Below are 337 nucleotides of genomic sequence, written 5' to 3' on the forward strand. Positions count from 1 at the left end.
ACTTATAGTGCCGCAGCAGCACCCGTTGGAGCTTCTTTTGCACTTTTAAGCAAGGTGGGTATTTATATTGTTTTACGTCTGACATTGCTATGGTTTGGTCCTGAAAGTGAATATTTTAGTCATTTTGGTAAAATGGTTTTATTTTATGGTGGACTTGCCACTATGGCTTTTGGTTTTATTGGGGTCTTGGCGAGCCAAGTTTTGGTGCGTTTGGTGGCTTATAGCATTCTTGTCTCTTCTGGTACTTTGTTGGCAACCATTGGGATCGGCAATATAGCACTCACAGCAGGTGCACTCTTTTATATTGTTTCTTCAACTTTAGCCTTTGGTGCTTTTT

1 pseudogene is annotated in these 337 nt (G+C 40.7%); it reads left to right on the plus strand.

The annotated features are described in order from the left end of the window. A pseudogene (locus tag ACFIML_RS09230) lies at positions 1–337 on the plus strand (cation:proton antiporter); the annotation flags it as partial.

It is taken from the genome of Bartonella sp. AC62GZZY (genome assembly GCF_042196525.1).
Classification (GTDB): Bacteria; Pseudomonadota; Alphaproteobacteria; order Rhizobiales; family Rhizobiaceae; genus Bartonella.